Below are 24,487 nucleotides of genomic sequence, written 5' to 3'. Positions count from 1 at the left end.
GCGGTGACGTCGACGCCGGTGACGGGGTTGCCGTGTACGTCGGTCAGGACGGGGCCGTGTTCGCCGGGGACGACGAAGTGGGCTTCGCCGGCGCCTCGGAGGGCGATGCCGTGTTCGGCGATGGTGCCGTTGCCGGTGTAGCGGGTGGATTGGCCGCTGCCGGGTTCGGTGATGCGGTAGCCGCCGCCGTCGACGGCGGTGACGTCGACGCCGGTGACGGGGTTGCCGTGTACGTCGGTCAGGACGGGGCCGTGTTCGCCGGGGACGACGAAGTGGGCTTCGCCGGCGCCCTGGAGGGCGATGCCGCGCTCGGCGATGCGGCCGTCGCCGCCGTACCGGACGGACCCGCCGCCGGCGGGATCGGTGACCCGGTAGCCGTCGGGCATCGTGGTGAGGGTGTGGTCGGTGATCGGTTTGCCGTGCGCGTTGGTCAGGACCGGAGGCCGGACGTCGCTGTGGACCACGAAGCGGGGTGCGCCGGTCCCGCCGAGCGCGATGCCCTGATCGGCGATGGTGCCGTCGGTGCGGTAGCGGATGCTGTGGCCGCCGGCGGGGTCGGTGACCCGGTAGCCGCCCCGCACCACGGTGACCTCGACGCCGGTGACGGGGTTGCCGTGCACGTCGGTGAGGAAGGGGTGGCCGGTGCCGTTGTCGACGACGAACCGGGGCTCACCCGGTGAGTGCAGGGCGAGGCCCTCGTCGACGACGGTGCCCCCGTGGTCGTACCGGATGGAGTGGCCGGTCGCGGGGTCGGTGACCCGGTAGCCGTCGTGCACCGTCGTGCGGATCGCCGCATTGTCGAGCCCGACCGAGTCGAGGCCGACATGCAGGGCGGTGATCGCGGTCGGCGGCGGGACGCTCCCGGCCACGGCCGTCGTCGGCAGCGCCGGTGACCCACCGCCGACCACGTCGTGCCCGCTCCCGCCGACCAGCCTCGGGCGCTCCAACAGGCTTTCCGCCTGTGCCCGGGCCAGGTTGCGGTCGATCCGGGCCGGGTCCATGCCCAGTTGATCCAGCCGGGTGAGTGCGTTCTCCACCTTGGTCGAGGCGTGGTCCACCGCGATCCGGGCGTCGCGCTCGAACGGAGACGGCCTGGAGGACCCGCCGGGGCGGATCTCCAGGTCGTGCAACACCTGCTGGGCCCGGCCCAGTTCGGTCCGCGCCGAGGCCAGGTCGCGCCAGGCCTCGATGCGGCCGGATCGCAGCGGATCGTCGGCCTTGCCGAACAGCGCGCCGATCCGGTCCGCGTCGCTCTTCCACAGTTGTTCCAGCTGGGCCGGGGACAGCCGGTTGGCGGGGCCGGCCAGGCCGCCGCCGGTCGTCGCCGGCGTCGGCGCGACGGCGACCGGGTTCGTGCTCGGCGCGCCGGGGCGCAACTCGGCTCCGCCGCCCGGGCCGTGCGGTGGCGCGGAGGGAAGCGCGCCCGCGTTGGCGGGCGAGTCCGGGCGCAGCGGCGCCGTCCGGCCGTGGTCCAGCAGGTTGAGCGCGTTTCCGGCGTGATCCGGGACCAACGCCGTCGGCGCCGGGCCGCCCGCGAGGGCCGACGGGGACGGTGCGGACAGGCTCGTCGGCGTACCGAACCCGGTCGGCCCGACCTCCACGTGCGGGCCGGGCACGCCGTGGCCGGGCAGCCCCGGGCCGGTCAGGCCGTGGTGGGTCGGGCCCGAGGCGGGCAGGCTCGGCGCCGGCAGGGCGTGGTTGGTCATGCCGGACGCGGGCAGGCTCGGCGCGGCCAACCCGTGGGTGCTCAGGCTCGGGGTGCCCAGGTGCGCGATGCCGGCGCCGCCGCCCGGGACGGTGCCGGTGATCGGGGACGGCAGGTTCGGCCGGTGTACGGCCCCGGTCTGGACCAGGTCGAGCGCGGACAGCGAGGTCGGGGACGGGGCGTGCGTGACGCTCGGGAGTGCCGAGGGACCGGGCAGCGCGTGTACCGCACCGGCCGTGCCGGTGGTCGGGGTGAGCCGGCCGACCGAGCCGAGCGCGTCGAGTTCCAGTCGGGAGCTTCCCGCCGGCGTCGGCAACTTGGCCCAGTCGCCGATCTGCACCATCTTCAGATCGCGCGCGCCGATGTCCAGGAGCGCGTCCATCCGGCGCACCGCGTCCGGTGCGAACTGCATCACCTCGCCGAAGGAGGTGGGGATGTGCAGGCCGCCCGGGGAGGTGACGGTCAGATTCGTCGGCAGGTCCAGGCTGTTCAGCCGAAGCTCGTTCGCGCCGAACCCGGACCAGTCGCCCGCCCGGATCTGCGCCAACTTGTCCAGCGACATCTCGGGCAGCGCGCCCACCCCGTGCAGCGGCGGTGGCGTCGGGATCTGGCTCAGGCCGCGCCCACCCGCGCCCAGCAGTGGTGAGGCGTAGCGGAACCTGCCCAGCAGGCCGCGCTCGTAGAAGCCGATCTGCAACGCGCGCTTGAGGCCGAACCGGCTGATCTCGGCCGCGTCCACCGGCAGGATCAGCCGCAGCCACTTGGTGCCGCCGAGTTCGGTCCTGAGGAACTTCCAGGTGCTGCCCGCGGCGCCCTTGACCAGGCCCGGCAGGCCGCGGAACAGGGCCGGGACCGCCTTGAAACCGTTGATCACCGCGAGGCCGCCCTTGCCGAGCGCGGAGCCGACCCAGGACGGCAGCTTGAGCGTGGCCGCGCCCACCCACAGGGCGCCCGACTTGACCCAGCCGCCCGCGAGTCGGGCGAAGTCCTTGAAGCCCGGGATGAACGCGAACGAGCGGAACGCACCCGCCTTGAAGGTGCCCTTGAGGGCGCCCCACGCGCCCTGCGCGAAGGCCTTGAGGCCCTTGTCCCAGACGAACTTCGCGCCGTCCTTGAACAGCTTCAGCAGGTTGAGGCCCTTGGTGGTCGGCGCGATCATCCCCAGTCCGGCCAGGAAAAGGTCGAGCAGCCCGGCCTTGCCGTTCGCGACATCCACCGCGGTCTTCACGAACAGGACCAGGTTGATCCCGATCGCCAGCAGCGCGAGCGGGCCGCCCAACAACAGCGCGGGCAGGATCAGGATGATCGCCAGCCAGTTGAACGCCTCCCAGAACAGGTCGCAGTCGGTCACCGGCTGCTTGATCCCGGCGGCCGCGCTGTTGACGACCTTGGCCGTGGCCTCGGCCTGGGTGCGCTGGGTGGTGCCCGCGGTGCGCGCGGTCGCCCCGAAGTGAGCGCGCTGTGGATCCTCCGGTGCCAGGTCCCGGCCGTTGCTCAACGCCGTGTCGGCGGCCCGTTGCTGAGCCTCCATCACGTCCGCGTAGGTGCGCATCGACTTGGCCGAGTTCTCGAACGCGTCGGCGATGCTCTGCACGAACTCCCGGAGCGGGCCGCTGATCTTGTCCCGCAGCGCGTCGGCGGTCTGCCCCACGAAGGCGCCCGTGCCGGTCTTGTCCAGCACCGAGTTCAACGCGTCGTCGATCTCGCGGGCGACCCGACCCAGGCTCTCCATCGAGGTGACCAGGGCACGCAGTCGGACAGGGTCGCCTGGGGTGGGATCGGTGCTCAAGCCGATCGCGTTCCAGTCGGTGGGGCGATTGCCCATGACCCGTCGTCTCCTCGTCGTGCTCGCCGGACCTCGCCGGGACCACGCCGGGACCGGCTGCCCGGTTCAATGAACCGCGCGGGTCGCCCCGGCGTGGTCACGGCGACGGATCCGGCCGGTGGGTCCGCGCTGCCCGACGGGAGCGGACGTGGTCGACTTCGCGCTGGACTACAGCACGTTGAGCGAGGCCAAGAAGGACCTGTACGACCTGGCCGAGCGGATCTCGCCCACGCTCAAGTCCAGCGACTTCGCCACCCTGGGCAAGGGCGGCTACACCGACGCCCAGGCGGTGTTCGGCGACCCGACGCTGACCGGTGCGTTCCGCAGCCTGTACCGGCTGTCCGCGGGCCCGATGACCCGCGCCGAGGACCTGCTCAAGAAGCTCGGCGACTGCTTCGGCAAGGTCGGCGACGCCTACTTCAACGCCGACGCGCAGATCACCGAGGGCATGGGGGTGATGGGCGCGACCATGGGCCTGGAGGAGTGGCGGAACAAGGTCAGCGCCTGGAAATACAAGCAGGAGCACCTGTCCGAGTGCGCCACGCCGGGCCCGGACGGCACCTTCCCGGAGTTCTGCAAGGCTCAGGACCCCGGCGACAAGCCGCCGCTCGACCAGGTGATCACCACGCCCAACGGCGGCCGGATCGAGACCCATCTGACCCTGGACGCCAACGGGAATGTGATCAAGGAGGAGACCAAGGTCACCTCCAACGGTCAGACCTACACGTCGGTCACCACCTACGACTCGGACCGGCTGAACTACAAGACCGTGTCCACCGCGGCCGACGGCAGCGTGACCACCACCGAGACGCACCTGAACAAGGACGGCGGCGGGACCCAGACGGTGGTCGACTCCGAGGGCAAGACGCACCTGTACACCCGCGTCGACGGCAAGCACGAATGGAAGGACGTCACGCCCAAGCCGCCGGAGAAGCCCGTTCCCGGTGGCGGTGGCGGTGGCGGCGGTGGTGGCCGCATCCCGCGCCGCGACTGAGCCCGCTCGACTCCCGCTGTCGTCGAGCCCCCGACTGCCTCATCCCGGCATCGGGTGATCTGCGCATCACCCGATGCCCGCATCGCGTGATCCCCGTGTCACGCGATCCGCTGCACCCGACCCCCGCAGTTCCCGACCCGGTTCGCCCACCCCTGCGGTGAGCCGCTCTCCCCAGGAGGAACCCATGCCCGATATCGCACTCGACTTCGGCCGGATCGACGAGGTCGCCGGCAAGCTCACCAAGGCTCGCGAGACGATCACGCCGATGATCAAGACCCTGCTCGGCGACGTGAACGGGCTGCTCGACAACGGCATGGTCTTCAAGGAGTCGAGCCCGGCCATGCGCGACGCGTACGCCAAGTTCGACACCAGCCTGACCGCCGCCATCGACGGCATCCAGATCTTCTCCGAGATGTTCGCCAAGATCCGCACGCAGATGCACGAGATGGACGTGGAGATGGCGAAGAACCTGAAGAAGAACTGAGCCTCCGGCACCATCGGGCAGGCCTCGGTACGAACCCGGGCCCGCCCACCACGCTTCGGGCCGCACCCCTTGGGGGTGCGGCCCGAATTCGTTTCACTCGTGGGGCGGTTCGGCGACGCCGGCTACCCGACCGACCGCAACACCGTCAGCGGCACCTGCACCGACATCGGCATGCCCCCCGGACCCGCGGTCCATCCCCGGCCGGGGACGGGCGGCGCCACACGCACCACGTTCGTCGGGAGCCGGACGCCGATCATGTCGCCCTCCTGGAGGTTCTTCGGCGCGAGCAGGATCCCGCTGCGGCTGCCGCGCCGGGCCGCGCTGAGCCAACTGCCCATCGCCACCTGGAGGGCATCGTAGGAACCCGCGTACAGCAGCGCCTGCCCGCGGTCCCGCCCGGCGACCGCCAGGTCGCGCAGGACCCGGTCGGCGGCGGGCATCCCGAGCAGTTCGGCGTCGTCGACGACCACCACGCGCGGGCCGGACAACTCCTCCAGAGCACGCTCGACGTCCTCGGCGGCGGGATCCTCCTCGGTCAGCAGGCGCACCTGGGGATGTTGCGCCAGCGCGCGCAACGGCGATTCGCGCGGGGTCAGGACGAGCAGCGAGGTGCCGCCCGCGAGCAGCGACACCGACAACGACGCGAGGGTGGTGCTGCGCCCGGTGCCGGAGGGCCCGATCACGCAGAACACCGACTTGCCGGCGAAGTCCACGCCGACCGGCTCCGCACTGTCCCCGCCGATGCCCAGCAGCCCCCACATCGGACGACGGGCCGCGGTCGGCACCTGCTCGTACGCGGCGGCGAACTCGACCACCCGCGGCAGGGTCGGGATCCGCACCGGCATGCGCTCGCGCGGCAGCCCGGCATCGCGGCGGGTCGCCTCCGCGCCGATCCGGCGCAGCGCCTCGGCCTGTTCCTGCCCGCTCGGGTCGGGCGCCAGCAGCGCGACCTGGCTCTCGGTCTGGGACAACACGTGCCAGCCGCGACCGGGCGGGATCACCGCCGGCACCTTGCGCAGCGGCATGCCGACCATCTGGTAGTCGGTGCGATCCACCTGGCGCAGCAGCAGCTTGTGGTCGTTGTGCGCGGCCAACCGTCCGCCGAGCAGCGCCCGTTCGGAGGTCGCCACGAAGTGGATGCCGGCCGCCGCGCCCTCGCGCAGCAGTCGCGTCACGTCGTCCACCAGCCGGCCGCCGTCGTGGTCGTCGAGCAGTCCCACCAGCGCGTCCCAGCCGTCGAGCAGGACCACGATGTGCGCGGGGCGCTCGGCCGCCGGGAGCATCCGGCGCAGTTCCACCAGCCCGGCGGCGTTGTGGACGCTGCACCGTTCCTGACGCTCGGTCAACTCGCGCACCAGGCGGCCCAGCAGCCGGCCCATCCGCTCCATGTCGTGCCGCGAGACCACCGCGCCGCAGTGCGGCAGGGCCTCCAACGCGGCCAACCCGCCGCCGCCCGCGTCGATTCCGTACAGGTGCACGTCGGCGCAACTCGCCGTGGCCGCCGCGGCGCCCGCGAGGGTGCGCAGCACCTGGGTGCGGCCCGAGCGGGGCGAGCCGATCACGTACAGGTGGCCGAACGTGGCCAGGTCCATCGTGGTCACCCGTTGCTCCTGGAGTTGCGGGACGTCCTCCAGCGCGTAGGGGATGGGCGGCGGGCAGGTGTCGGACGCGCCGGTGTCGGCCCGCTCCACCGTCGGCAGGTCGTCCAGCAGCACCCGCTCGGCCAGCGCCGGCAACCAAGGGCTGGGCTGCGGGGTGTAGTCCGGCAGCGTCGCGGCGGCCTCGCGCAGGGCCAGGACCAGGGCGTTGAGGTCGGTCGGGTGGGGTGCGTCCGTGGTGTCCGGCCCCTCGTCGACGGCCGGCAGCGATGCCGGGCGGCCGAGGCCCGCCAGGGTCAGTTCGGTGGCGCGCACCGACCGGGTCGGGCCGGTCACGGGGCCGTTGCCGGGGATCGGCCGCTCGGCGCCCACCCACGCGGCCTGGAACGGCACGGCCGCGTTGTGTCCGGTGCGGATCAGCGCCCGGCCCGGGGTGCCGGCCGAGATGTGCACGGCCTCGGCGGTGTCGATGATGTCCTGGCTCTCGCCGGCGTCGGTCACCCGCAGGGCGATCCGCAGGTTGGTGTTCGCGCGGATGTCGCCGGTGACCACCCCGGCCGGTCGCTGGGTGGCCAGCACCAGGTGGATGCCGAGCGAGCGACCCCGCTGGGCGATGTTGATCAGCCCCGCGACGAAGTCGGGCACCTCGCGGACCAGGGTGGCGAACTCGTCGATCACCAGAATCAGTCGAGGCAGCGGCGCCAGCGCGGGGTCGGCGGTGCGCTTGCCCCGGTACTCGGGGTGGTCCTTGGCCCCGACCTCCGCCAACAGGTGCTCGCGCCGCCGCAGTTCCGCGGCCAGCGAGTCCAGCGCCCGGGTGGCCAGGTGCTCGTCCAGGTCGGTGACCATGCCCAGGGTGTGCGGGAGTTCGGCACACTCGCTGAACGCGCTGCCGCCCTTGTAGTCGACCAGGACGAAGGTCAGCTCGTCCGGCCGGTTGGCCACCGCGAGCGCCGCCACGAAGCTCTGCAACAACTCGGACTTGCCCGAGCCGGTGGTGCCCGCGATCAGGCCGTGCGGGCCGTCGCGCACCAGGTCGATCCGCACCGGCCCGTCGTAGCCGGCTCCCAGGGTGAACGTGGTCGAGGCCGGTCGACGGGCCCAACGAGCCTGGAAATCGGCCGCTTTCGGCGGCTCGGCGTCGACCAGGTCGAGCAGCTTGACGGTCTGCGGGAGGCCACTGTCGTGTTCGGGGCTGACATCGCGCAACGGCGCCAGGGAGCGGGCCAGTTGCTCGCACCAGGAGGCGTCCACGTGGTCGGCCCGCACGTCCGCGATGTCGGGCAGGCCGGTCTGGCGCACCGTCAGATGCCGACCCGTGGCCAGCACGACGGCGGCGCACTCCTCGGGCAGCAGCCGCTCCTGCTCGTCCAGGCAGACGCTGAACACCCGAACGGCCGGGCCGTCGGTGAGCACCTGGACCATGCCGGGCACCTCGCGCAACTGCCGGGCGCCGTCCGCGATCACCAGGATGTCGGGGCCGCTGAACATGGCCTGGCCCATCGACGAGCCCATGCTGCGCCGGCGGCCCTGGATCTGCGCGACCAGTTCGGAGATCCGGTTGGCGGTGGACTCCGGGTCGGTGCCCAGCAGCACGACCGGCGCGGCCGAGCCGGACTGCGGGCGCAGATGCGGCAACCAGCGCACCCAGGCCCAGCCGGCGGCCCGATCGGGATCGGTCAACACCACCACGCGCAGGTCCCGCGGGCTGTGCAGGACGGCGGACTGGATCACCAGCCAGCGGGCCAGCGCCTGGATCGGTTCGCTGGGGCCGGCCACCCCGAGCACGCCGTGGTCGGCGATCTCGACGCCGATCGGGGTGTCCGGCAACGTCCAGCGGGCGGTGCGGTGATGCTCGTCCCGGGCCGGGTCCTCGACCTCCTTGACCGAAGGCTGATCCACCGTGCCGATCCGCAGTACCAGATGGTCGGCGTCGCGCCGGCGCCGCTCCCACAGCCGGCTGCCCGGGCCGGTCGCGATCAGCGCGACCGCGGCCGGGTCGGGGCCGACCTCGCCCCGGACGATGCGCTCGCGCCGCACGGCGGTGCGGATGTCGGTGTGCAGGACGCGCAACCGGCGCCGATACTGCACCCCGTCGAGCTGGTGCTTGAGCCGGTTGCCGCGGCGGCCGGAGATCCAGTTCGCGATCGCCATGAGCGGGCTCATGATGCAAAAGATCAGATAGAAGTACGACTGGAAGAACCCGACCATCGCCAGACCCATCACCAGCGGCGCGATCATCACCAGCAGCGGGAACGGCAACCGGTTCGGCTCCAGCGGCGGCGAGGGCAGCCGGATCTTCTCCGCGTCCAGGTGCGGGGCGATCCGGGGCGGCCGGTTGTAGTCCAGCCCGACGCCGTCGTCGGAGGGCGTGACGTCGGCGTCCGCCTCGACGGGCCCGGACAACCGCAGCAGGGACGGGCCGACGACCAGGTCGGCCTCCTGCGGCCAGGGCGTGCCCGGCGGCGCGGGGGCGCGGACCACCGGCTCCTCGGGCGGGGCGATCCGGGCGCTCTCCCGCTCCACCTTGAGGTCCGCCTCGCGCTCGTCCTCCAGGACCCGTTCCTCGTGCTTGCGCGGCAGCGCCGCGGCGGCGGTGATCGCGTCGGTGGGCGGCGGCGCGACCTCGCGGCCGTGCACCGCGCCGTCGTCGGGGACGGTGCGATGCCAGTACGCCGAGCCGTCCGGGCAGACCGTCACCCACAGGCCCCGGGCCGGAACGCCGGCGACCGGCAGCCGGATCGCGCAACCCTCGTCGGCGCCGATCTCGTGGCTGCCCGGGCCCAACGGCCAGATCCGACCGGTGTAGGGGCCGGAGACCGCGTGCACCTGGACCAGGGTCTGCGGATCGAAGGGATGCCGCGGAGCGCGCACCCGATCGGGCTCGGCGGGCGGTGCACCCAGGCCGAGGACGGTGGCTTCGCGGATACCGCAGACGGTCAACGGAGCGTGCGGATCCAACGCGGTGTCGCCGAGGTAGAGCGACTGCCCCTCGGCCGGCGCCTCGCCGTCGAGGAACGCGCCCAGCTCGGGGGCGCGGCCGTCGGGAGCGGCCTCGACGGGTGCGGTCGGTCGGCGCACGGCGGTCGCGAGGTCCGCCACGATGCTCCCGGGCGGGAGGTCCACGAGATGGTCGCGGCGCAGACCGTCCGCGGCGTCCACGGTGGTGACGGTGAGTCTCACGTTGGCGTGCTCCTGGGGGTGGGCGGGGATTTGCGGCCGGGGGTGCGGCCTGGGATGGGACACGGGAGGTTCGGCCCGGCGGATCACGACGGCGCTGCCCCACCGGGATCCGCCGGAGAGGACCCGAACGCCGGACGGGCCGATCAACGGCCCGTCCGGCGTGGGGACAGTTCACCACCGGACCCGACGGCTCGCCCGACGGGATTCCCAAAGGGTGCGGCGCCGCGCGGGATCACACGTCGACGGAGACGCCGCTCGGCTTGTCGGTGTCGGCGGGCTCGTCGAAGTCGTCGTGCGGGGCCGGCGCGGCCGGGGTCGCGCCCGGCGTCGAACCCGAGGCCGAGGCCGGTGCGTGGGTTGCTGCTCCCGGAACCGGAACCGGAACCGGATCCAGGTCCGGGTCGGCCGCCGGCGGGCCCGGGTGCGCGGCGTCCTCCGTGGACCACGGCGGCAATTGCCACACCGTCGCGGCGATCGCGCGCGGCAGCGGACGGGCGTCCACCCGCAGCGGGGTGCCGTGTACGAGCAGGGCGCCGGTCGGGGACACCGCCAACAGCCGGGCGTGGCCGCGCGGCGTACCCAGGGTCACCACCGACACCGGTGAGGCGGCGGGCACATCGGGGATGTCCGCGCACACCACGACCTGCGGATGGCGGCGGCTCGACGCGGCGGTGGTCGCCAGGGTGAACGCCTCGGCGGTACTCGGCCCGGCATGCCGCGGGTGGATGCCGTCCGCGACGGTGACCGCGCCCGCCGGCAGCCGCGCGTCGAGCTGGGCCGCGAGGGCCTGTACGGTGGCCCGCGCGCCGCGCCGCTCGCCGGACACCGCGAGCACGCGGGGGCCGGTCGACAGGTCGAGGAAGACCACCGCGTCCTCCCGGGTACCGATCGCGACCGGCAACGGGGCCGGACCGGTGCCCACTTCCAGGTCGGTGCGCGCGATCCACCACAGTCGGGGGTCGAGTTCGTCGACCGCCCACGGCTCGGCGGGCTCGGGCAGGTCCGGACCGCAGGTGACCAGGACGCCCACCACGTCGCGCTCCACCAGCGCCGCGTACGGACGCGCACCGGCCGCCACGTCGGCCGCGAGCCGCAGCGCGTTCTCGGCGTCGGCCCAGGTGTCCGGCCCGCGCAGCGCCCGTACCAGCAGTCGGCGGCGCCGCCGATACCGGCTGAGGGCGGCGACCGGCTCGGCGAACGCGGCCACCGTGAGCGCCAGTTCCCGGCGCAGCCGGCGGCGGACGAAGCGCCATCCGCCGCGCCGCATCGCGGCCCAGTGCGCGAGGGCGAAGACGAGGACGACGATCCCCGCATAGCCGAGCAGGGTGGTCAGGTCGTGTCCGGCGACCTGCATGGCGAGGTCCTCGGAGCCTGTCATCCGCTCTCCTCGATCGCGGCCGGCTCCCGACGGATGGCCGCGATCCCGTGGTAGGTACGAGACTTGACCGTTCCGCGCGGTATCCCCAGGGTGCGGGCGACGTCCGCGCCGCTGCGATCGAGCAGGTGCACCTGGGCGAGCGCCTCGCGGTGCGGCGCGGCCAGTGCGCGCAACGCCCGTACGAGCACGCAGCGATCCACGACCGTCGCGGCCGGATCGGGCACCGTCGGCAATCCGGTGAACTCGCTCGGATCGATGCCCACCGGTAGCGACCGGTTGCGCCGCCGGGCGTCCACGGCCAGGTTGCGGGCGACCCGGAACAGCCACATCCGGATCGGCCGGCCGTCCCAGTCCAGCCGATCCGCGGCCTCCCACGCTCGTAACAGCGTTTCCTGAACCACGTCTTCGACGGTGTGCAGGTCGGTGCCCAGGATTCCGCTCACATACCTGCGCAACGGCGCACTCTCCGCCATCAGCAGTTCGATCCGCCGTTCGCGCTCGTGGGTCTCACGGCCAGGCGACACGACTGGGCTCCTCGGAAGTTCGGCCGACGTCCGTTCCGCCGGTCAAGATCACGATATGGAGCCGGAAACACCCTCGGCGGGCCGGAAAATGAACAGTCGGCGATCTTCTGGCGGACCTTCGGTGACCCGAGGTCGTGCGGCCCGAACGTATCTGCGCGCGCGGCCGGTGCGTGCGCCGGGCCGGTCAGCCGATGGCCGGCGGGTGCTGCGCGTCGTAGCGCTCGCGGGCCCGGTCCACCTCGGGGATGTGCTGCTCGGCCCAGGACTTGATGGCCGACATCAGCGGCAGCAGGCTCTCGCCCAGGGGGGTCAGCGCGTAGTCGACCCGGACCGGGACGGACGGCGTGACGGTGCGGGTGACCAGGCCGTCGCGTTCGAGGTTGCGCAGGGTCTGGGTGAGCATCTTCTGGCTGACCCCGGCCACTCGGCGGGACAGGTCGCTGTAGCGCTGCGGGCCGTCGGCCAGCGCGTTGACGAGCAGGCTCACCCATTTGTCGCTGATCCCGTCCAGGAGCCGCCGGGCCGGGCAGTCGGCCATGTACGCGTCGAACGCGGAGCGGGCCTGGGCGCGGCGTTCGGCCGCGGTACGGGTCGGCATGGCTCTCCTTCGGGTGGCATACGCACTTTCGGGTACGTGCTTACCCAGGGAGAGTAACTCTTCGTAGGTTGGCGGTCGAGGGGCCGGACGAACCGGCCCGACGCAGAGCGTGGGAGTGGTGTCATGCGTGCGGTGATCGCCCGAGCCGGATCGCCCGTGGTCGAGGTCGTGGACACGCCCGACCGCGAACCGGGGCCGGGGCAGGTGCGGATCCGGGTCGCGGCGGCGGCGGTGAATCCGGTGGATTCGATGGTGCTGGAGGGTGCGCCGGTGCGATTCGGCCTGGTGCCCGCGCGCGAGGTCTTCGGCCTGGGCTGGGACGTCGCCGGCGAGGTGGCCGGCGTCGGCGCGGGAGTCACCGGGTTCGCGGTCGGCGACGCGGTGCTCGGGTTGCGTGATCGGCTGGATGTACGGACGGGTGCACAGGCCGAGTTCGTGGTGCTGGACGCGGACGCGGTCGGGCCGCTGCCGGCCGGCCTGGATGCCATCGCGGCGGCGACGATCCCGTTGAACGGGCTGACCGCGTGGCAGGGACTGGAACTGCTCGACCTCGCGGCCGGGGACACCCTGGTGGTGACCGGGGCGGCGGGTGCGGTGGGCGGCTTCACGGTCGAACTCGCGGCGGCGCGCGGGGTGCGCGTGGTGGCGGTCGCGGGTGCCGCGGACGAGGACTTCCTCCGCGGGGTCGGCGCCGAGTGGTTCGTGGCTCGCGGCCCGGAACTGGCCGACCGGATCCGGGCGATCGTGCCGGGCGGCGCGGACGCGGCGCTGGACGCGGCGATGCTCGGCCCGGACGCGCTGGACGCGGTGCGCGGGGGCGGGGCGTTCGTGGCGCTCAACGCGGGCGCGGCGCCGCCGGCCCTGCGCGGGACGCGGGTGCACCACGTCTGGGTGCGCGCGGACGGTGCCCGGGCAGCCGAACTCGCGGCGCTGGCCGACAAGGGCGGGCTGACCCTGCGGGTGGCCGGGGTGATCCCGCTCGCGGACGCGGCCGAGGCGTACGCCCCGCCGACGAAGGGCGGGCTGCGCGGGCGGTGGGTGCTGGTGCCGTGAGGGGACGGGCGCCGGGCCGGGGGGCCGGAGGCCGAGCCGAACCAGGGGCCGGCGCGGGGGGCTTCGAGGGTCGGGTCCGCGAGTTCGGTCCGTGCGGGTCGGAGCCGTGCGGGCCGGGTCCGGGGTCGAGTTCGCGTGGGTCGGGCCCGCGAGGGTGGGTCCAGGGTCGGGTCCGCGAGGGTCGGGCCGTGAGGGTGGGTCCGGGCCGGGTCCGCGAGGGCCCGATCCGTGGGCGTCGGGAGCGCGGGGCCGGCTTCGCGTGAGTCGAGTCCAGGCCGGGATCGCGCGGGCCGGGTCCGCGGGGGTCCGGCCCGCGTGGGTGGATCAGGGGGTGCGTGCGTGCGGCGGCTTGGGCGTGTGTACGTGCTCCTCCCACGGCTGCCGCGGCGGCCCGGGGTGGATCGCCTCGTCGATTTCCAGCAGGGATTCACTGTGCCGTTCGCGCTCGAACGCCTCGGCGCCGCCGCGGACCCCGAACAGCCGCTTCGCGACGATGATGTAGACGACCGCGAGGATGTTCAGGGTGAGCGTGGCCACCTTGAACGCGCTCACGTGCTCGCGCATCTCGTAGCCCTCCAGCGGCAGGAACGCCGCGGTGGCGACCACCGTGAGGTATTCCGCCCAGCGCTCGAGCAGCCACAGACCGACCGCCTCGACGATCTCGATCACCGCGTAGACGACCATCGCGACGGCGACCCAGACCAGCGTCGAGTGCTTGTAGTCGAAGGTCTTGCGGATCGAGTCGACGATCGGCGAGTGGTCCAGGTCGTAATGGAAGTGCTCGGCCACCGGCCGGAACGCGGTCAGGTCGTCCTCGAACAACCTGCGCACCGAGTCCTGCGAATTGCTGAAGCGCCAGACCGCGTAGGCCGCGAGCAGGATCAGTACGCCGCGCGCGGCCCGCTCGACGGCCAAAAAGCGCAGGATCAGCACGTCGCGCAGGGCCCGCCCGCGCATCACCGTCGGCGCGTCGCCGGCCGGGCCGCGGCCCTTGACCTCGCCGAGCACGTAGTCCCCGCAGCGCAGGCAGCGCCACGCCTCGCCGACCGGTGTGCTCGCGTGCAGTCGGTCGCGCAACGCCGGTTCGTCGGGAGCGTACGTCTCGTGTCCGCGCCGGGCGCAGGTCCGTCGATTCCAGTCCACGCGGTGAAGTTACGGCCCGTGGATCCCGTTCCGTCCGGGATTTGGCCGGGTGCGGATCAAGGATTGGTCATCGAAGCGTGAAATGACGGCCGCCGGCCCGCCCGGGGCCCGATCACGCCGGGTCGGCCCGGCTGAGCCCGGCCGAGCCGGCTGATCCGGGATGAGCCCGAACGAGCCCGGATCACGCCGGGGTACGGCCGGCCAGCACGGTGTCCAGGTGCAGCGCCCACTGTCGGACGATAGCCCGCCGGCACGCCTCGTCCTCCGTGAGCAGTTCCCTGATGCCCAGTCCGCGGGCCAGGCTCAGGGTGCCCTCGACGGCGGCCGGCACCCCGGGGCGGGACACGTCGGCGTCGAGCAGGTCGACCGCCATGTCGTACATCGCGGCGCACAGTCGCCGATCCAGCGGCACCACCCTGGCCCGCAGCGTGTCGTCCTCCACGGCGGCCACCCACAGGTTGAGTGCGGCCCGGTAGAGCGGGCCCCGGAACATCGACACGAGCGCGTCGACCACCGCCTCGGTGTGTGCGGGGCCGGGCGGGATCCGCGTGCCGTCCAGACGTATCCGGGCGAACAGGTCGCCGGCCATGTGATCGATCGCGGCGGTGAACAGGTCCTCGCGGGTGGGGAAGTGGTGCTGCACCGCGCCCCGGGAGACGCTCGCCCGCTCGGCGACCACGGTCACGGTGCCGCCGAGCCAGCCGACCTCGGCCAGCACCTCGACGGCGGTGTCCAGGAGTTTTGCTCGGGTGACGCGACTGCGGTGCTGGCGTGGTTCGCGTACGGGTGCGCTGGTCACGAAGTTCAGCCTAGGGCCTGTCCTCGGTCCCACATCGCGGTGCTCGGTGTCGTGACCGGCAACGTTCGGTGGTGCTCGGGTCGATGCTTGACAGGGGTTGCGCCGGAGGGTCGAATGTCTTTAGCGAACGTTCAGTAACCTTGCGGATCCGAGGAGACGAAGCCCCATGACCACAGCCGTCATCGTCGACGCGGTGCGGACCGCCTCCGGCAAGGGCAAGCCCGGTGGCGCGCTGTCCGGCACCCATCCGGTCGACCTGCTCGCCCACACGCTGCGTGCCCTGGTCGAGCGCAACGGTCTCGACCCGGCGCTGGTCGAGGACGTGATCGCGGGGTGTGTCTCCCAGGCCGGCGACCAGTCGCTGAACATCGCACGCAACGCGGTGCTCGCCGCCGGATTCCCGGAGAGCGTGCCGGCGACGACCGTGGATCGGCAGTGCGGATCCAGTCAGCAGGCCGCGCACTTCGCCGCGCAGGGCGTGATCGCCGGCGCGTACGACATCGTGATCGCGGGCGGCGTCGAGTCGATGAGCCGGGTGCCGATGGGCTTCGCCGCGCGCGGGGGCGACCCGTTCGGCGAACTGCTCGGCAAGCGCTACCCCGAGGGGCTGATCCCGCAGGGTTACTCGGCCGAGTTGATCGCGGCCCGCTGGAACCTGGACCGGGCGGCGCTCGACCGCTTCTCCGCCCGTTCGCACCGGCTCGCCGCACAGGCCGCCGCCGAGGGCGCGTTCGATCGGGAGATCGTGCCGATCACGCTCGCCGGCGGCGAGCACCGGGTGGACGAGACGGTGCGGCCCGCCACGACCGAGGAGGGTTTGGCCGGGCTCAAGCCCGCGTTCGTGGACGAGGGCATGGGTGCTCGCTTCCCGGAGATCGACTGGCGGATCACCCCGGGCAACTCGTCGCCGCTGACCGACGGCGCCTCCGCCGCGCTGATCATGAGCGAGGAGCGCGCGACCGCGCTCGGATTGACCCCGCGGGCCCGCTTCCACGCATTCGCGGTGACCGGCGACGACCCGCTGCTGATGCTCACCGGGATCATCCCGGCCACCCGCAAGGTGCTCGAACGGGCCGGCCTGGGCATCGACGACATCGACGCGTTCGAGGTCAACGAGGCGTTCGCGCCCGTGCCGTTGGCGTGGGCGGCGGAGGTGGGCGCCGACTTGGAGAAGGTGAACCGGCGCGGCGGTGCGATCGCGATCGGGCACCCGCTCGGCGCGTCCGGCGGGCGGCTGCTGAGCACGCTGCTGGGGGTGCTGGAGTCCACGGGTGGCCGGTACGGCCTCCAGACGATGTGCGAGGGCGGCGGGATGGCCAACGCGATGATCATCGAACGCCTCTGAGGGTTGTGCACCCGCCCACCCTGTTTTCCGCCGATCCGGACTCACCCTGTTTCCGGCCCGGCACCCCGAATTGCCGACCTCGCTTTGATCGTTTTGATCGTTACGGAGACACATAGATGCGCATCGAAGGCACCACCGCCCTGATCACCGGCGGCGCCTCGGGCCTGGGCCTGGCCACCGCCGAACTGCTCGTCGACAAGGGCGCGTCGGTCGTGCTCTTCGACCTGCCCTCGTCACAGGGCAAGGAGGCGGCCGAACGGCTCGGTGAGCGGGCCGTGTTCGTGGCCGGCGACGTCACGCGGGAGGACGAGGTACGTGCGGCGGTGGACGCGGCGGACGCGGACGGCACGCTGGCGATCACGGTCAACTGCGCGGGCGTGGCCAACGCGGCCCGTACGGTGGGGCGGCAGGGCGCCTTCCCGCTGGACCTGTTCGCGCGCGTGGTCAACGTCAACCTGATCGGTACGTTCAACGTGCTGCGGCTGGCGGCGGAGCGCATGGTCGGGCACGAGCCGGTGGACGGCGAGCGCGGGGTGATCGTCAACACCGCGTCGGTGGCGGCCTTCGACGGACAGATCGGGCAGGCCGCGTACAGCGCGTCCAAGGGCGGCATCGCGGCGATGACGCTGCCGATCGCGCGGGACCTCGCCGGTCTGGCCGTGCGGGTGATGACGATCGCGCCCGGGTTGTTCGAGACGCCGCTGCTGGGGGCGCTGCCGGAGGCCGCGCGGGCGTCGCTCGGTGCGCAGGTGCCGCATCCGAGTCGGTTGGGGCGGCCGGCGGAGTATGCGGCGTTGGTCGCGCACATCGTGGAGAACCAGATGCTCAATGGTGAGGTGATTCGGCTCGACGGCGCGATCAGGATGGCGCCGAAGTAGGCGTTGGGCACTGGGCCTTTGGCCTCAAGCGCCGGCCGGGCTGGGGACCCGGCCTCCGGCCGACGGGGCCTCAAGCGCCGGCCGGGCTGCTTGGCCTCAAGCGCCGGCCGGCTGCTTCGCCTTGAGCGTCGGTCGGTCGAGTGGTCTCAAGGGCCGGGTGGGGTGGGTTTGTGGCCGACTGTGGCCAGCGAGATGGTTATGTAGCGGTTGGCGATTTGTTGGGGGGTCAGGGGGCCCGTGGGGCGGTACCAGTTGGCCACCGCCTGGCAGCACGTGATGACGGCGCGGCCGGCGTCCACCGGGTACGGGGTGGTGAACTCGCCCAGGGCCACGCCGTCTCGTACCGCGTCGTGCATCAGGGCTTCGAGTTCGTCGCGCATGGCGATGTAGCGGGCCCGGTTGTCGGGTTCGAGGCTGCGCATCTCGCTGTCCAGGAAGGCCAGCGGCGCGCGGTTCGCCATGTACAGCACGATGCACTCGACCAACGCGGCGAATCGCGCGGTGGGCGCGTCGTCGGCCTCGGCGAGGGCACCTCGGCAGCGACCGAGTGCCGCGTTCATCGAGCCGATCAGCAACTCGACCAGCAGCGCCTGCTTGTTCTGGTAGTGGTAATACAGCGCCGGCACCGTCACGCCCACCCGGCGGGCGATGTCGCGCACGGTCGTGCCGTGATACCCGTGCTCGTCGAACGCGGCGAGCGAGGCGGCCAGGATGGGCGGCAGCAGCAGCGGGTCGTACGCGCGCCAGTCGGTGTGGCCGTCGGCGCGCAGATCCGCCGCGAGTGGCTCCGCCATGGGTCCGGCTCCTGATTCCGCACACGGGCTCCGGCCGCTCCGGGGCACATCGTCTTGGGTGTGGCTATTTCGGGTGTCGCCGTTTTTGGGTGTCGACAGTCTAACGATCGCTCGCTCGGTACCGGGGCGCGGCCGGTGCCCGGGTTGCGGCGATTTCGAACCGGCCCCGAACCCGGCCACGCGGTGCGGTACTTCGTGCCGCCGCTCAGCCGCCGATCTGCTGCAGGGTCTTGACGAGTTCGGCGAAGCCGATGCCGACCTCGTCCAGGACCCGCAGCAGGGCCGGCGGCGGGTCGCCGATCTGCCGGTTGAGCGGACCGACCCGGCCCGGGACGCTCGCCAGGTCGCCGCCGCGGAAGCGCGACTCGGGGTCGGCCGGGGGACGTATCTGGTAGCTGCGCCAGTTCCGGGCAGGCCAGTTCAGCAGCGTCAGGTCGGGCGCGTGCCAGGCCATGAAGGCCCAGCGGCGCTCGTTGCCGGCCTGGATCAGCACCGGCTCGCCGTACTGCGCCAGCCGGGTCGCGGCCACCGCCGCGATCGGGACCGGGTTGCCGAACGAGCCGGTGATCCGCCAGATCCCGTCCTCGATGCCGGCGACCCAGCCGTGTGCGGCGAACTCCTCGATGGCCTCGGCGTACGGGCCGTCCTCGGCGGGGGCGGTCGGGACCGGCTCCGGGTCGAGGTGGGACGGCACGTACAGCGGCGCCGGCGTCGGGGTCGGCGCAGGCGGCGCGGCGGGGGCGGGGGTCGGTGCCGGCGGGCGCGGCGCCGGTGTCGGTGCGGCCGGTGGCGCGGACGCGGCCTGGACCGGCCGCGGCGCGACCGCGGGAGCCGGTGCCGCGGGCCGCGGGGTGGGCGGCGCGGGTTCCGGGCGGGCGGCGAGCCGGGTGTCGCTCGGTCGCGCGGCGGCGGCCGGGCTGTACGCGAAGACCGCGGCGGAGTGGACCACGCCGCCGTCGGCCCGGGTGAAGCTGCCGCGCACGGCCGGCCCCAGGCCCGCCGCGGGCGGGAAGTCGGCGCTCGACGCGCCGCTCGGGATGACGCCCAACTCCCGCCAAGAGCCCGGTGATCCGTCGGCGGAGGTGCTCACCGTGACCGGCTCGCGGGCGGCCTCGGCCAGCACCACGTGCAGCCCCGCGCCGTCCGCCTGCGCGCCGAGCAGCACGAGTTCGGCGCCGACCGCGACGCCGCGCAGCGCGTCCAGGTCGGCGAGCGAGGTGGGCCGGCCGTCGCCGAGCGGCAAAACCGGACCGCCTGCGGTGCGCACCGCGAGGTCGAGACCGCCGCCGGCCGCCGCGGTGCCGGCGAACCCGGCCCGGGTCAGGTCGGCGTTGCCGGTCAGCGCGAACCACCGGTCGCCGATCCGCCACTGCGCGAACCGGCCGTGTACCAGCCGCTGTTCGGGCAGTACGAGCACGTCGGCGGGACGACCGCCGAGTGCGGAGCGCAGCAGCGCGCCGGTGTGGCCCGACCAGTTCTCGTGCACACCCAAGAGCACCCGCGCGGGGGCCAGTCGCGCGATCAGCTCGCGCAGCGTGTCGCCCGCCGGGTCCACGGCCGGCGCGTACACGTGCAGTTCGTCCACCGGGCCGGCCGGCACCCGGTCCAGCAGCGAGCGGTCCAGGTTGTCCAGCAGCCGCGCGTCGGGACCGGGCGTCTCGTCGGCCAGGATGTGCCGCTCGGTCAGCAGCACGGCGATCTCGCGCAGGTACTCGGCGGCCCACGGGGCCATCGCGACCCCGTCGAGTTCGGGCAGCTTGTCCAGCCAGTCGGCCACGTCGGCCAGCAGCGCGTTGGACGCGTCGTCCTCGGTCTCCACCACCGTCCACAGCCGGTCGTCGCCCGCCCAGCCGGGCAGCGCCGGGGTGCCGCCGCCGATCGCGATTCGGCACGCGTGCTCGCCGAGCAGCACGACCAGCTTGGCGCGCAGGCCACCGGGACACACGGTGGGCGCATAGAGGTAGTCACGGCCGGCGCCGCGCACCTCGTGCGGGTGGTGCGCCTCCTGCGCGGCGTCCCCGAAGATCGCGACGCGGGCGGAGAGGCCACGGGCGAGCGGGACCGCGACGCGCTCCAGGAAGGGCAGATCGACGTTCAGGCCGAGGAACAGGGCCTCGTGCAGGGCGGCGCCGTCGGTGCGCTCGTGCCATTCCCGCAGGAGCGTGACGGGGGATGCGGATCGGGTGTGCTGCGACGCGGTCATATGTCGATGTCCAAGGTCGTTCGTCCCGAGGGGATGGCGTGCGGGTGCGGCTCGCGGATGCGGTCGGAGGAGCCCTCGACACGCTTCCGATGGTAGGCCCGGTCGCGAGTCGGAGGAGAAAGGCCGATCACCGCACGGGCGCGCCTCGGATCGGCGCCGGTCGGCGTGCGGGCCGCGCGGGTCATCCGAAACCACCTTCCTCGTCGCGAGGATCATCGCAGGAGTCGGCGGTGGCGATGGCAGAGGTCCCACGTCGTGGGCACCATCCGGGAGCGGAGCGCCCCCGCATTCTCGTCGCGACCCGGCTGCCTGAGATATTAGTCCCATGCGGCATGGGAGTGTCCGGCCGCGTCGGAGTCGATACGCAGGTCACCGGGTTCCGTGAACCGGTCGCGGCACCGGCTTGCCGATCTTCGCCGATCCTCGTCGCCGACACCGATCGCGGCCGGGATCCGAGGAGAATCCGGACATGACGCCGACCTCGACTGCGCGTACCAAGAGCCGGACCGCCCTCGCCCGGGAGACGATCCGCGGCCGCATCCTGCGCCTGGAGATGTTGCCCGGGACGGTGTTCAGCGAAGGGGATCTGGCGACCGCTCTGGACATGGGCAAGACGCCGGTGCGCGAGGCGCTCAACCTGCTCACCCACGAGGGCCTGGTCGCGGTCGCGCCGCATTCGGGCTACCTGGTCATGCCGGTCACCCTGCGCGACATCCGGGAACTGCTCGAACTGCGCCTGACGATCGAGACGTTGGCGGCCCGACTGGCGGCCGGCCGGCGCGATGCGGAGGGGCTGCGCGGGTTGGACGAGGCGGCCCGGGCGTGGCGGCGCACGGCGCTGGGCGGGGCCTCGACGGCGGATCGGGCGTCCGGGTCGGGTCCCGGGGCGAGCGTCGGCTCGGGGCGCGGGCCGGATGTCGGGTCGACGCTCGGACCCGCCGTGGGTGGCGGAGTACGTGCGCGAGCCCGAGTCGCGTCGGTGCCGCTCGGGTGGCTCGGCTTCGGCGCCGCGCTCGCCGAGCGGGCCGGCAACGGGCGGGCCGCCGAGATCGAGGAGTACGTGCTGCGCCACCAACTGCGCCACCTGTGCCTGGCCGTCGTACTCGGCGAGCCGACCTGGCCGGCGCCCGACCACGGGCCGCTGAGCGCGGCACTGGCGGCGGGCGACCAGGAGGCCGCGGCCGCCGCCGTCGAGCACGGCATCCGGGCGCTGGGCACGGCCGTGTTCGGCGCGCTGGTGCCGCCGGTCGCCGCGCACCTGGGCCGCACGGTCGGCGCCGAATGTGCCCCCGAACTGCCGGCCGACCTGCTCGACCTGGACCTGGGCACACTGCTCCGCACGGGCGCGAGCTGAGCCGGCGCCCCGACGGCGGCGTCGGTCGAGTCCGGGCCCGGGTGCGACCGAGCCCGCGTCCGGACGGGGGCGTGGGCCGAGTTCGCTCAGGCCCCGAGCGCGGACCGAGACCGTGCCCCGACGGCGGCGCCGGCCGAGTTCGTTCAGGGCACGGGCGCGAGCGGCGCCCGTGCCCGACACCGGCGCCGGCCGGGTTCGGTCAGGGCCCGGGCGTGGGTCCTGCGATGTTCACGTCCAGGAGGGCGTCGCTGGACAGGAGTGCGTCCAGCACCCGCTCGCGGCATCCGGTGAGCCGGGTGTGTACCGCGTGCCGGGCCGCGTTCGGGTCGCCGGCTGCGAGGGCGTCCAGCAACGGCGCGTCGTCGCCTGCGATCGAGCGCAGGTGCGGCCCGCCGGCGGCCACGCACAGTCGGAGCAGCCGGTGGTGTGCGTGCAGCGTTCCGCCCAGGGCGCGGCGCAGGTGCCGATTGCCCGCCAGCTCGCCGAGCAGCAGATGCAACCGGGTGTACCGGTCCAGCCACGCGTCCGGGTCTTCGACCGGTCGCGCGTCCCGCACCCACGCGCCCTCGCGGGCCACCTGCGCGACGACCTCGGCCGGCCGCCGGGCCACCGCGGCCGCCGCGTCCTGCTCCAGCGCCCGATGCAGGTCGAACAGTTCGCGCGCGGAGCGCAGGGTGACCCGGGAGACCCGGTATCCGCTGCGCGGAAGCACCTCGACGAAGCCGTCCTCGGCGAGCAGGGCGAGCGCCTCGTGCACGGGCGTCTTGCTCATGCCCAGTTCGCCGGCCACCGCCTTCTCGGTGAATCGGGCGCCGGGCGCGAGTTCCAGGTGCAGCACCCGACGCCGGACCTCCCGGTACGCCGAGCCGGTCAGCGACCCGGGCCGACCCTCACCGCCGGTGCGGTAGTAGCCGGGCGGACTCGCATTCGCCATGACACTCCTCTCACTGCTCACCGGCCGGTCGCATCCCGGCGCGCGTCGATTCGGTCCGGTGCGCGGGTCGACCCCGGTGCGGCGGGTCGGCCCGGGCCGGTCAGTAGAAGTGCCGCAGCTCCGGCCACAGGCGCGACCAGGGCTTCGCCGTGCCCGCGCACAGTTCGACCACCGCGTGCTGTTCCTCGTTGTCGACGCCCTCCCCGTTGTCCACCCGGGTGACCAGCCGGCAGTCGACGAAGGCCCGGTATCCGGCCGTCACTTCACCTTCGCGGACGATCACCACCGGACCGTCGGCGCGATCCGGCGGCGGACCCCAGTCGGCGAAGGACATGTGGCCCGAGTACGGCTTGGGCAGCCCTCGGGCGGGGCCGTACCGGTCGAGCGCGCCGGCCTCGCCGTAGTTGCCCGCGAACAGCACCGCCCGGTCGCGCTGTTCGGGCGGGATGCGCGCCCAGGCCACCGCCGCCGCGTCGGCCAGTTCGGGCCAGCCGATCTGCTCGCCCTGCTCCGGGTTGATCCCGTTCACCGCGTTCACCCGATCGGCCGGCAGCAGCGGCAGCGAGATCACCGCGCTGGTGACCGTGGCGACCAAGAGCATCGAGCCGACCGGCACCCGCCGAGCGGGTCGGGACGCGGCCCAGCGCACGGTCGGCTCGCAACCGGCCGCGACCAGCACCAAAAGCAGCGGCAGTGCGTAGTACGACTTGCCGCCCGAGCCGATCACCAGGACGCACAGGACCAGGTATCCGGGCAGTATCGCGCGAGCCCAGCGAAGCTCCGCCGAACGCCACAACCGCACCCCGCCGGCCACCCAGATCGGCACGAACAGCGGTGACAGGTAGGCGATTTGCAGGGGGACGAACATGATCCGGTTCTCGGCGCCGTCGTCCGTACTGATCCCGCCGGCGACGGTGAACTGCGGCCAGCCGTGGCCGGCCTGCCAGATCAGGCCGGGTGCGCTGAGCAGTACCGCGATCGCGATGCCCGCACCGAACAGGCGACCGCGCAGCACCTCGCGCGGGCCGACGGCGAGCAGACCGGCGAGCAGGGCCACCACGAGATAGCCGACCAGGTACTTGTTCAGCATCGCGCCGCCGACGGCCGCTCCCACCGCGAGCCACCAACGCCCGTCGCCGGTGCGCAGCAGGCGCAGCAGGAACCACGCCACCATGAGCCAGGCGAGGATGTCCAACGTCGCGGTGGACCACAGGTGGCCGACGCCCAGCACGATCCCGGACGTGGCCGCGCAGGCCGCGGCGAGCAACTGGCCCGCCCGGCCGGTACCGAACTCGCGTGCTATCAGCGTGACGACCAGGACCGTCGCCGCGCACGCGAGCGCGGCGAAGATCCGTAGATCCTGCGGCTCGTCCCCGAACAACTCGCCGGACGCGCGGGCGAGCAGCGGCGTGAGCGGGGGCTGGTCCACGTAGCCCCACGCGAGATGCCGACCGGCCACCACGAAGTACAACTCGTCGCGATGGAAGCCATAGCGCGCGGACAGCGCCGCCTGCACCGCGAAGACCGCGATCACGATCAGCGCGATCGGCCGCTTCGCGAGCGGCGGCAGGGCGGGCGGTACCGGTGCGGGCAGCAGTGGTTCGGTCGACGTGCGTTTCTCCACACGGCTCATTACGTCATGGTGCCGGATCCGGGGTCGGTACGGCAGAGACTCGCGTGCAGGTCCGGACAACG

The 24,487-nt window shown here is 73.3% G+C and carries 16 protein-coding genes and 1 pseudogene; 6 read left to right on the top strand and 11 right to left on the bottom strand.

Annotated features, from left to right (window positions below; genetic code table 11):
- Nucleotides 1-3,530: pseudogene (locus ACIBM5_RS24650) on the bottom strand (hypothetical protein); the annotation flags it as partial.
- Nucleotides 3,531-3,678: 148 nt separating this feature from the next.
- Between ACIBM5_RS24650 and ACIBM5_RS24645 the strand changes: the two are divergent.
- Both ACIBM5_RS24645 and ACIBM5_RS24640 read left to right on the top strand, forming a co-directional pair.
- A complete protein-coding gene (locus ACIBM5_RS24645; RefSeq protein ID WP_396008794.1) occupies nt 3,679-4,524 on the top strand; it encodes a hypothetical protein in 846 nt (281 codons plus the stop codon).
- A gap of 184 nt (nt 4,525-4,708) precedes the next feature.
- Nucleotides 4,709-5,008 carry a hypothetical protein gene (locus ACIBM5_RS24640; RefSeq protein WP_396008793.1) on the top strand — a complete coding sequence of 100 codons (300 nt, stop codon included), beginning with the start codon at nt 4,709-4,711 and terminating at the stop codon, nt 5,006-5,008.
- 122 nt (nt 5,009-5,130) lie between these two features.
- Here ACIBM5_RS24640 and ACIBM5_RS24635 read toward each other — a convergent pair whose 3' ends face one another.
- The 4 genes from ACIBM5_RS24635 to ACIBM5_RS24620 form a co-directional block, all read right to left on the bottom strand.
- Nucleotides 5,131-9,789, bottom strand: coding sequence for an FtsK/SpoIIIE domain-containing protein (locus ACIBM5_RS24635; RefSeq protein WP_396008792.1), 4,659 nt, complete (start codon nt 9,787-9,789; stop codon nt 5,131-5,133).
- Between the two features lie 232 nt (nt 9,790-10,021).
- A complete protein-coding gene (locus ACIBM5_RS24630; protein ID WP_396008791.1) occupies nt 10,022-11,167 on the bottom strand; it encodes a hypothetical protein in 1,146 nt (381 codons plus the stop codon).
- Nucleotides 11,164-11,691 (bottom strand): sigma-70 family RNA polymerase sigma factor, encoded by a 528-nt coding sequence (locus tag ACIBM5_RS24625; protein WP_396008790.1) that lies wholly within the window; start codon nt 11,689-11,691, stop codon nt 11,164-11,166. Before ACIBM5_RS24625 ends, ACIBM5_RS24630 begins: the two co-directional genes overlap by 4 nt.
- 184 nt (nt 11,692-11,875) lie before the next feature.
- Nucleotides 11,876-12,289 carry a winged helix-turn-helix transcriptional regulator gene (locus ACIBM5_RS24620; RefSeq protein ID WP_391587770.1) on the bottom strand — a complete coding sequence of 138 codons (414 nt, stop codon included), beginning with the start codon at nt 12,287-12,289 and terminating at the stop codon, nt 11,876-11,878.
- A 123-nt stretch (nt 12,290-12,412) separates the two neighbouring features.
- Here ACIBM5_RS24620 and ACIBM5_RS24615 point away from each other — a divergent pair, with 123 nt between their 5' ends.
- On the top strand, nt 12,413-13,342 hold the full coding sequence (locus ACIBM5_RS24615; RefSeq protein ID WP_396008789.1) for an NADP-dependent oxidoreductase: 930 nt from the start codon (nt 12,413-12,415) through the stop codon (nt 13,340-13,342).
- Nucleotides 13,343-13,666: 324 nt separating this feature from the next.
- Here ACIBM5_RS24615 and ACIBM5_RS24610 read toward each other — a convergent pair whose 3' ends face one another.
- A complete protein-coding gene (locus tag ACIBM5_RS24610) occupies nt 13,667-14,485 on the bottom strand; it encodes a DUF2127 domain-containing protein (protein WP_396008788.1) in 819 nt (272 codons plus the stop codon).
- Nucleotides 14,486-14,666: 181 nt separating this feature from the next.
- Nucleotides 14,667-15,284 (bottom strand): TetR/AcrR family transcriptional regulator, encoded by a 618-nt coding sequence (locus ACIBM5_RS24605; RefSeq protein ID WP_396008787.1) that lies wholly within the window; start codon nt 15,282-15,284, stop codon nt 14,667-14,669.
- A gap of 166 nt (nt 15,285-15,450) precedes the next feature.
- On the opposite strand from ACIBM5_RS24605, the gene ACIBM5_RS24600 reads away from it, so the two are divergent.
- Both ACIBM5_RS24600 and ACIBM5_RS24595 read left to right on the top strand, forming a co-directional pair.
- A complete protein-coding gene (locus ACIBM5_RS24600; RefSeq protein WP_396008786.1) occupies nt 15,451-16,629 on the top strand; it encodes a thiolase family protein in 1,179 nt (392 codons plus the stop codon).
- 116 nt (nt 16,630-16,745) lie between these two features.
- On the top strand, nt 16,746-17,507 hold the full coding sequence (locus tag ACIBM5_RS24595) for a 3-hydroxyacyl-CoA dehydrogenase (protein ID WP_396008785.1): 762 nt from the start codon (nt 16,746-16,748) through the stop codon (nt 17,505-17,507).
- A gap of 146 nt (nt 17,508-17,653) precedes the next feature.
- On the opposite strand, the gene ACIBM5_RS24590 is transcribed toward ACIBM5_RS24595, so the two are convergent.
- Both ACIBM5_RS24590 and ACIBM5_RS24585 read right to left on the bottom strand, forming a co-directional pair.
- Complete coding sequence (locus tag ACIBM5_RS24590) at nt 17,654-18,301, bottom strand: TetR/AcrR family transcriptional regulator (protein ID WP_396008784.1); 648 nt, start codon at nt 18,299-18,301, stop codon at nt 17,654-17,656.
- A 205-nt stretch (nt 18,302-18,506) separates the two neighbouring features.
- Nucleotides 18,507-20,504 carry a hypothetical protein gene (locus tag ACIBM5_RS24585; protein ID WP_396008783.1) on the bottom strand — a complete coding sequence of 666 codons (1,998 nt, stop codon included), beginning with the start codon at nt 20,502-20,504 and terminating at the stop codon, nt 18,507-18,509.
- A 469-nt stretch (nt 20,505-20,973) separates the two neighbouring features.
- On the opposite strand from ACIBM5_RS24585, the gene ACIBM5_RS24580 reads away from it, so the two are divergent.
- Entirely contained in the window at nt 20,974-21,858 is an 885-nt protein-coding gene (locus tag ACIBM5_RS24580; protein ID WP_396008782.1) for a GntR family transcriptional regulator, read from the top strand.
- A 199-nt stretch (nt 21,859-22,057) separates the two neighbouring features.
- On the opposite strand, the gene ACIBM5_RS24575 is transcribed toward ACIBM5_RS24580, so the two are convergent.
- Both ACIBM5_RS24575 and ACIBM5_RS24570 read right to left on the bottom strand, forming a co-directional pair.
- Entirely contained in the window at nt 22,058-22,792 is a 735-nt protein-coding gene (locus ACIBM5_RS24575; protein WP_396008781.1) for a GntR family transcriptional regulator, read from the bottom strand.
- 100 nt (nt 22,793-22,892) lie between these two features.
- Nucleotides 22,893-24,425 (bottom strand): ArnT family glycosyltransferase, encoded by a 1,533-nt coding sequence (locus tag ACIBM5_RS24570; protein WP_396008780.1) that lies wholly within the window; start codon nt 24,423-24,425, stop codon nt 22,893-22,895.
- Nucleotides 24,426-24,487 lie beyond the last annotated feature (62 nt).

Origin of the sequence: Embleya sp. NPDC050493 (assembly GCF_044458105.1) — a bacterium.
GTDB lineage: Bacteria > Actinomycetota > Actinomycetes > Streptomycetales > Streptomycetaceae > Embleya.
Note: the sequence above shows the minus strand (reverse complement) of the source record. Positions and strands in the feature narration are given on the sequence as shown.

Coding starts and splice junctions, on each gene's coding strand:
- ACIBM5_RS24640 (WP_396008793.1), top strand. CDS start 4,709: ATGCCCGATATCGCACTCGACTTCGGCCGGATCGACGAGGTCGCCGGC.
- ACIBM5_RS24630 (WP_396008791.1), bottom strand. CDS start 11,167: ATGACAGGCTCCGAGGACCTCGCCATGCAGGTCGCCGGACACGACCTG.
- ACIBM5_RS24620 (WP_391587770.1), bottom strand. CDS start 12,289: ATGCCGACCCGTACCGCGGCCGAACGCCGCGCCCAGGCCCGCTCCGCG.
- ACIBM5_RS24615 (WP_396008789.1), top strand. CDS start 12,413: ATGCGTGCGGTGATCGCCCGAGCCGGATCGCCCGTGGTCGAGGTCGTG.
- ACIBM5_RS24600 (WP_396008786.1), top strand. CDS start 15,451: ATGACCACAGCCGTCATCGTCGACGCGGTGCGGACCGCCTCCGGCAAG.
- ACIBM5_RS24595 (WP_396008785.1), top strand. CDS start 16,746: ATGCGCATCGAAGGCACCACCGCCCTGATCACCGGCGGCGCCTCGGGC.
- ACIBM5_RS24590 (WP_396008784.1), bottom strand. CDS start 18,301: ATGGCGGAGCCACTCGCGGCGGATCTGCGCGCCGACGGCCACACCGAC.
- ACIBM5_RS24585 (WP_396008783.1), bottom strand. CDS start 20,504: ATGACCGCGTCGCAGCACACCCGATCCGCATCCCCCGTCACGCTCCTG.
- ACIBM5_RS24580 (WP_396008782.1), top strand. CDS start 20,974: ATGACGCCGACCTCGACTGCGCGTACCAAGAGCCGGACCGCCCTCGCC.
- ACIBM5_RS24575 (WP_396008781.1), bottom strand. CDS start 22,792: ATGGCGAATGCGAGTCCGCCCGGCTACTACCGCACCGGCGGTGAGGGT.
- ACIBM5_RS24570 (WP_396008780.1), bottom strand. CDS start 24,425: ATGAGCCGTGTGGAGAAACGCACGTCGACCGAACCACTGCTGCCCGCA.